General features: G+C 66.6%; 5 protein-coding genes and 1 pseudogene. 5 read left to right on the top strand and 1 reads right to left on the bottom strand.

What is annotated here, in order from left to right; translation table 11 throughout:
- On the top strand, positions 1-565 hold a 565-nt coding region (locus B3T77_RS03545; RefSeq protein WP_292077280.1), incomplete at its 5' end, for a TonB-dependent receptor domain-containing protein.
- Positions 566-764: 199 nt separating this feature from the next.
- A complete protein-coding gene (locus tag B3T77_RS03540; RefSeq protein WP_292077279.1) occupies positions 765-2,039 on the top strand; it encodes a sugar MFS transporter in 1,275 nt (424 codons plus the stop codon).
- Between the two features lie 70 nt (positions 2,040-2,109).
- Here the strand turns inward: B3T77_RS03540 and B3T77_RS03535 are convergent, their stop codons facing one another.
- Positions 2,110-2,715 (bottom strand): TetR/AcrR family transcriptional regulator, encoded by a 606-nt coding sequence (locus B3T77_RS03535; RefSeq protein WP_240893620.1) that lies wholly within the window; start codon positions 2,713-2,715, stop codon positions 2,110-2,112.
- 132 nt (positions 2,716-2,847) lie between these two features.
- On the opposite strand from B3T77_RS03535, the gene B3T77_RS03530 reads away from it, so the two are divergent.
- From B3T77_RS03530 to B3T77_RS03520, 3 genes and pseudogenes are all read left to right on the top strand, one after another.
- Positions 2,848-4,050 carry an efflux RND transporter periplasmic adaptor subunit gene (locus tag B3T77_RS03530; RefSeq protein WP_039244573.1) on the top strand — a complete coding sequence of 401 codons (1,203 nt, stop codon included), beginning with the start codon at positions 2,848-2,850 and terminating at the stop codon, positions 4,048-4,050.
- A gap of 3 nt (positions 4,051-4,053) precedes the next feature.
- Positions 4,054-7,332: an efflux RND transporter permease subunit gene (locus tag B3T77_RS03525; RefSeq protein ID WP_292077273.1), complete on the top strand. Its 3,279-nt coding sequence runs from the start codon at positions 4,054-4,056 to the stop codon at positions 7,330-7,332.
- Positions 7,332-7,693, top strand: a pseudogene (locus B3T77_RS03520) (TolC family protein); the annotation flags it as partial. The gene B3T77_RS03525 and the pseudogene B3T77_RS03520, both read left to right, overlap by 1 nt.

Below are 7,693 nucleotides of genomic sequence, written 5' to 3'. Positions count from 1 at the left end.
CCAGCAGGTGCTGGGCCAGGTGCAGCGCAAGCCGGCCACCGATCCGCTCAACCCGAATGGCGTGGACAAGGTGTTCTCGTACCCGATCAACATCGCCAGCCAACGAGATCGGAAGAGCGAGGCGGCGCTGGACTACCGTTGGGGCACGCAGTCGGTGGGTGATTTCGCGGTCAACGCCGGCTACTACCGGCCGCTCAAGCACACCACCCAGGACAAGGAAGGCGACCCGGTCTACGACCAGCTGTGCTGCGCCAACTCCAACGAACTGCAGTACCGCGCCACCCTGGGCGTGAACTGGAAGCGCGGGCCGTTCACCGCCAGCGCCTTCGGCATACGCAACGCCCCCACCTGGGACAGCCGCGGCGAGCAGCGCAACATCGGCCCCTGGACCACCTGGCACGCCACGGTCGGCTACCGCATCAACGACCTGGCCAGCCTGCTGCTGACGGTCAACAACCTGACCGACGAGCCGTTCAAGACCTTCGAGAACGGCGATGAGCGCCGAACCATCGACTATCAGCACTACGGCCGCACCTTCGCGGTCGGGCTGAACTACAAGTTCTGATTTCCCCTCTCTTCTGAGCAAACTTGGGCCGCCGCGTTCGCGAGGCGGCCCTTTTCTTTGCCTGCGCCCCGGCCCCGCGGGAAAGTTTCGTTACAGAGCGCGCTTTTCGGCTGGACGCGCCTTTCGCGATGTCCGAACCAAGCAGGATGAGAACCGCGCGACCACAGCGCGGCCGTTCGATTTCACTGGGGGATCATTCATGACCGTTCCGGACGCCGGAAAACGCCAGGGCGCAGGCCTGGCCTTCGCCTATGTCACCACGCTGTTCTTCGCCTGGGGCTTTGCGACCTCGCTGATCGACCCGCTGATCGCGGCGGTGAAGCGCGTGTTCGACCTGAACAACGCCGAGGCCTTCCTGACCACCTTCGCCTGGTTCATCGCCTACGGGTTGATGTCTCTGCCGGCGGCCTCGGTCCTCAGCAAGCTGGGCTACAGCCGTTCGATCATCGGCGCCCTGATCGTCATGGTCGCGGGCTGCCTGATCGTGCCGGCCGCCACCGCCGCCGACTGGTATCCCGGCGTCCTGATCGCCCTGTTCGTCATTGCCTCGGGCGTGACCCTGCTGCAGGTCGCGGCCAATCCGCTGGTCGCCGAGCTGGGCAGCCCCAAGGGCGCCTCCAGCCGTCTGAACCTGTCGCAGGCCTTCAACTCGCTGGGCACGACGGTCGGTCCGTGGCTGGGCTCGCACGTCCTGCTGACGGGCGGCGTCTTCGCCGCCGGCGCCGTGGTCACCGCCGCGACCCGCACCCAGTCGCTGCGCAGCATCGACATGGCCTTCCTGGGCATGGGCGCCTTCTTCGCCTTGATCGCCGTTTTCATCTTCACGGCTCGCAAGAAGATCAATGCGGCGGCGCCTGAGTTCCACAACGCGGTCTCGCCGCTGAAGGCGCTGTCGTCGCCGTGGGCCGTGTTCGGCGCCTTGGCCATCTTCCTCTACGTCGGTTCCGAAGTCGCCATCGGCGGCATGCTGACCAACTTCCTCGAAAGCCCCGACATCCTGAACGCCCCCATCGAGACGGCGGGCAAGATGGTCGCCCTGTACTGGGGCGGCGCCATGGTCGGCCGCTTCATCGGCTCGCTCGTGCTGACCAAGGTTCGCCCCGGCATCGTCCTGGCCTTCTGCACCGTCGCGGCGGCCGTCCTGTGCCTGACCGTCAGCCAGATCGGCGGCCCGACGGCGGCCTATGCCGTCCTGTCGATCGGCCTGTTCAACTCGATCATGTTCCCGACCATCTTCACCCTGACGCTGGAGCGCTCGACTGCGCCGACGTCGGCGACGTCGGGCCTGCTGGTGTTCGGCATCATCGGCGGCGCCCTGCTGCCCCAGGTCGCGGCGCATATCGCCGATGCGGCCGGCAAGCTTCAGCCCGCCTTCATCGTGCCGATGCTGGGCTACGTCGGCCTGACCATCTTCGCGATCGGCTGCATCCGCACCAAGGCGCGGACCGAAGTGACCTCGACCGCCTCCCACTGAGGCTGGTCGCCACACAAGACAAAGGGCGCGGAGGTCAGCCTCCGCGCCCTTTTTCATTTCGGCCATGGGATCAGCCGTCGATCAGCGACTGAAGAATGGGCGCCAGTCGGTCGCGCATCTCCTCGCACTGGGCGGGTTCGATGTTGAAGCTGCCGCCGCCCAGTTCGCGACTGACCGACATGCCCATGATGAAGCCGGCCAGGAGACGCGCGCGGACGGTGGCGTCCGGCCCGCTCAGCCATTCCTCCAGCGGACCGAAGAAGCGCTGGGTGCAGGTGTTCTGAACCATCTCCGACGCCTTGGCCGAGCCGATGGAGCGCAGCATGATCGACATGCCCTTCAGCTTTTCGGCCTTCTTGGGTTCAAAGACGATCTCATGCGCCACGCGCCGGCCGAAGTCGGCCTTTTCGCCCTGCATCAGGGCGCTGCCGTCGCCGCAGCTGTCCAGCGCGGCCAGGAACAGATCGTCCTTGGAGCCGAAGTAGCGGCTGATCAGGGCCGCATCGACGCCCACGTCGCGGGCGATGTCGCGCATGCCCACGTCGTCATAGCTCTCGGCCGCGAATCTCTCGCGCGCAGCATCGAGAATGGCCGTGCGCGTGGCGGCGGCGTTTCTCGGGCGTGGGCCGGGACATAACAAGGTGATGACACTCCACAGACAATAACCGTAGATCACATATGGCTTTGTCAACGCCTGTTGACAAGCGCCACGGCTCTGACCATTAAGTCACCACGCGTTGACAAGGCCGACTCCCCATCGGCCTCTGTCCGCACGACAGGGATTTACCTCCGACAGGGAGATGCGCAGATGCGCGGGCTGAAGATTGCGGCGGTATCCGTCATGGTGACGGGTGCGCTTTATGGTTGTTCTCCAAAGGCAGAGGCGCCGGCGCAAGGCGCGCCGCCCGTGACGGTGGCTGTGCCGCTGAAGCAGCAGGTGCGGGACTGGGACGAGTTCACAGGTCGCTTCGAAGCGGTCGAGAGCGTGGACGTGCGCGCCCGCGTCGGCGGCTATATCCAGGCGGTTCATTTCCGCGACGGTCAGATGGTCCAGAAGGGCCAACTGCTGTTCACCCTGGATCCGCGCCCGGCCCAGGCCGCGCTGGCCCAGGCTCAGGCCCAAGTGGCCCAGGCCCAGTCGCAACTGTCGCTGGCCCGCGCCAACCTGGCCCGCAGCGAGGCCCTGCTGGCCTCTCAAGCCGTGTCCAAGGCTGAGTATGATTCCAACAAGGCGGCCGTCGATGCGGCCCAGGCCAATCTGGCGGCCGGCAACGCCGCCGTTCGCAATGCGCGTCTGAACCTGGAATACACCCGCGTCACCGCCCCGACCTCGGGTCGCGTGTCCGACCGTCGCGTCGATCCGGGCAATGTCATCGCAGGCGGTTCGTCGGCCGGCGACATCCTGACCACCATCATCTCGGGCGGGCCGATCCACTTCGTCTTCGACGGCTCGGAAGCGGTCCTGCTGAAGTATCTGCGTCAGGGCGGCGCCAATCAGGGCGCGGTCGTCAACGTGCGCCTGCAGGACGAAAGCACCTACAAGCACACCGGCCGCCTCGACTTCTCGGACAACGCCGTGGACACCGCCTCGGGCGTGATCCGTCTGCGCGCCATCCTGCCTAACGCCGACGGCTTCCTGCGCCCCGGCATGTTCGGCAGCGCCCAGGTCGCGGGCGCCGGCGCTTATGACGCCCTGCTGGTGCCGGATTCGGCCATCGGCACCGATCAGGCCCGCCGCACCGTCGCCGTGGTCAACGCCGACGGCACTGTGACGAACAAGGCCGTCCAGCTCGGCCCGATCGTGCAGGGCTTGCGCGTCGTCCGTTCGGGCCTGGCCCCGACTGACCGCGTCATCATCGCGGGTCTGCAACGCGCCGCCCAGCCGGGCTCCAAGGTCACGCCCAAGAACGGCAAGATCGAACCCGTCGCCGGCGATGCGTCCCAGGCGCCCGTCACCCAGGCGGCGCCCGCGTCCAGCGCCTCCTTCGCCAACAGCCTGCCGGCCGGCTAAGCCATGAACATCTCCCGCTTCTTCATCGACCGGCCGATTTTCGCGGCCGTGATCGCGGTGGTGATCTCCATCATCGGCATCGCCGCCTATCCGCTGCTGCCGCTGTCGCAGTATCCGGAGATCGCGCCGCCGACGATCACCATCAACGCCGCCTATCCCGGCGCCTCGGCCGAGACCCTGGCCGAAACCGTCGCCGCCCCCATCGAGCAGGAGGTGAACGGCGTCGAGAACATGCTCTACATCTCCTCCTCGTCCACATCGGACGGGGCGGTGGCCATCACGGTGACCTTCCAGCCCGGCACAGACCTGGATTCCGCTCAGGTGCTTGTTCAGAACCGGGTGGCCCTGGCCGAACCCCGCCTTCCAGAGGCGGTTCGCCAGACCGGCGTCGTGGTCAACAAGGCCGAGAGCGGCTTCCTGATGATCCTGGGCCTGACGTCGCCCGACGGCACCCTGGATAACGATTATGTCGGCAACTACGCCAACTCCACGCTGCGGGACCGTCTGCTGCGGATCGAGGGCGTGGGCGCAGTTCAGGTCTTCGGCGGCGGCAACTATTCGATGCGCGTCTGGATCGACCCGGCCAAGGCGGCCGAGCGCGGTCTGACGGGTCCCGAGATCGTTTCCGCCCTGCGCGCCCAGAACGTCCAGGCCGCCGCCGGCTCCATCGGTCAGCCGCCGTTCCCCAACAGCGCGGCCGCCTTCCAGCTGCCGGTCCAGGTCCAAGGTCGTCTCAGCGATCCCAATGAGTTCGCCAACGTCGTCCTGAAGACGGACGCCCAAGGCCGCGTCACCTATCTGCGCGACGTGGCGCGGATCGAACTGGGCGCCCAGGACTATGGCATCCGCGGCTTCTTTGACGGCCAGCGCGGCGTCGGCATCGCCATCGTTCAGCAGCCGGGCGCCAACGCCCTTGGCACCGCTGACCGCGTCCTGAAAGAGGTCGAGGCTCTGAAATCCGAAGTGCCTGCCGGCATGAAGGTGGACGTGCCCTACAACCCGACCGAATTCGTCGCCGCCTCGGTGGAGTCGGTTCAGCACACCCTGGTCGAAGCCGTCATCCTGGTCATCATCGTGGTCATGGTCTTCCTGCAGACCTGGCGCGCGGCCATCATCCCCATCGTCGCCATTCCCGTCGCCTTGGTCGGTACCTTCGCGGTGCAGCTGGCGCTGGGCTATTCGATCAACTCCCTGTCCCTGTTCGCCCTGGTCCTTGCGGTCGGCATCGTCGTCGATGACGCCATCGTCGTGGTCGAGAACGTGGAGCGGGCCATCGGTGAAGGGCTCAGTCCCAAGGAGGCCGCTTATCGATCGATGCAGGAGGTTTCCGGCGCCCTGATCGCCATCGGCCTGGTGCTGGTGTCGGTGTTCGTGCCGACGATGTTCGTGCCCGGCATTCCCGGCATCTTCTATCGCCAGTTCGCGGTCGTCATCGCCTCGGCCTCGGTCATCTCCTTGTTCGTGTCCCTGACGCTGTCGCCGGCCATGGCCGCCCTACTGCTGAAGCCGCACAAGAAGGATCACGAGCACGCTCGCAAGCCGGGCGTCCTGGGCACGGTCGTCTATTACGGCGGCTGGGCCGGGCGGAAGTTCAACGAGGGTTTCGACTGGCTGTCGGATCGTTACGGACGCCTGACCGCGCGTCTGGTGCGCACGGTCGGTCTGGTGCTGATCATCTATGCCGGTCTTCTGGGCCTGACCGCCTGGCGTCTGGTGGACACCCCTTCGGGCTTTATCCCTGAACAGGATCAGGGCTTCCTGATCGGCGTCATCCAACTGCCGGCCGGTGCATCTCTGGACCGCACCCAGGCGGTGATGGAACGCGCCACCAAGATCATCCAGGGCACTTCCGGGGTGAACGGCACCGTGGCCTTCGCGGGTCTCGATGGTTCCAGCTTCTCGTTCGGCTCGAACGCCGCCACCATCTTCGTGCGCCTGAACGGCTTCGAGGAACGCTCCAAGGAAGAGGCCGCCACGGCCCTGGCCGGCGCCATCACCCAGGCGACCGGCCAGATCGAGGACGCGCAGATCTTCGTCATCGCCCCGCCGGCGGTCCAGGGTCTGGGCACCGGCAACGGCTTCTCGATGATGATCCAGGACCGGGAAGGCGCCGGCTATCGTCCGCTGGAAGGCGCGACTTTCGCCATGATGGGCGCTGCCGCCCAGAAGCCGACCGAGGTCAGCCAGGTCTTCTCGACCTACAACACGGCCTCGCCGCGCATCACCGCCGACGTCGATCGTGACAAGGCGCTGATGTTGGGCGTCCAACCCAGCTCGGTGTTCGACACTCTCGGCGTCTATCTGGGCTCGTCCTACGTCAACGACTTCAACATGCTGGGCCGCACCTTCCGGGTGACGGCGCAGGCGGAGCCGACGGCGCGCGACGACATCGCCGACATCGCCAATCTGAAGACCAAGTCGTCCACGGGCGCCATGGTGCCGATCGGATCGGTGGCCAATCTGGTCAACGATTCCGGCCCGGCGCGGATCGTGCGCTACAACCTGTTCCCGGCGGCTGAACTTCAGGGCAACGCCGCAGCAGGGGTCTCTTCCGGCGAGGCGCTGCAGGTTATGGAAACCATGGCCGCCCAGACCCTTCCGCAGGGCTTCTCCTACGAATGGACGGGTCTGGCCTATCAGCAGAAGGCGGCGGGTTCCGGCGCGACGGTCATCTTCCTGATGGCGGTGGTGTTCGTCTTCCTGGTGCTGGCGGCTCAGTACGAGGCCTTCACGCTTCCGCTGGCGGTCATTCTGATCGTGCCGATGTGTCTGCTGGCGGCCATCATCGGGGTGAACCTGCGGGGCCTGGACAACAACATCCTGGTCCAGATCGGGCTTGTCGTTCTGATCGCCCTGGCGGCCAAGAACGCCATCCTGATCGTCGAGTTCGCCAAGCAGGCCGAGGAAGAGCAAGGCATGAACCGGTTCGAGGCTGCGGTTGCCGCCGCCAAGACCCGCCTGCGTCCGATCCTGATGACCTCCTTCGCCTTCATCCTCGGCGTCGTGCCGCTGATGCTGGCCTCGGGGCCGGGCGCGGAGATGCGTCAATCGCTGGGCACGTCCGTCTTCTCGGGCATGCTGGGCGTGACCTTCTTCGGCCTGATCTTCACCCCGGTCTTCTATGTGGTCAGCCGCTGGCTGTCCTCGAAACTGCCGCAAGGCAAGAAACCGACCCCGACGCCTGACCGTCCTTCGGACCGGCCCGTGCGTTATGACGAAACCAGCGACCTGACCGATCCGAACGCGCCTGCGCCCGCGACCGGCCGGGGAGGGGACATCTGATGACCCGCAACAAGACCCTCAGCTTCCTGACCGCCGCAGCCCAGTTGACGGCTTCTGGCGCCCTGCTGGCCGCCTGCGCGGTCGGGCCCAAGGCGCCGATCGCCGACCTGCCTGTCGCCGGCACAGGCGCCTTCGTCGGCTCGGCCAGTCCCACCGTCTCGACCGCCGCGGCGCGCGATGACTGGTGGCGGCTGTACGAAGACCCCACGCTGGACGCCCTGATCCAGCAGGCCTTCGCCGAGAACAACCAGCTCGAGGCCGCCTTCGCCAATCTGCGCGCGGTTCGGGCGTCGCTGTCAGAGGCCCGCGTCGGCCGTTTCCCGACCACGACGACCAGCGCCCAGGCCCAGCGCAGCCGCGC

The organism is Brevundimonas sp. UBA7838 (genome assembly GCF_002500885.1).
Lineage (GTDB): Bacteria > Pseudomonadota > Alphaproteobacteria > Caulobacterales > Caulobacteraceae > Brevundimonas > Brevundimonas vesicularis_C.
This window is presented reverse-complemented; position numbering and strand designations above follow the sequence as displayed.

Excerpts from the sequence above, each read along its gene's own strand:
- B3T77_RS03540 (WP_292077279.1), top strand. The coding sequence starts at position 765 with ATGACCGTTCCGGACGCCGGAAAACGCCAGGGCGCAGGCCTGGCCTTC.
- B3T77_RS03525 (WP_292077273.1), top strand. The coding sequence starts at position 4,054 with ATGAACATCTCCCGCTTCTTCATCGACCGGCCGATTTTCGCGGCCGTG.
- B3T77_RS03530 (WP_039244573.1), top strand. The coding sequence starts at position 2,848 with ATGCGCGGGCTGAAGATTGCGGCGGTATCCGTCATGGTGACGGGTGCG.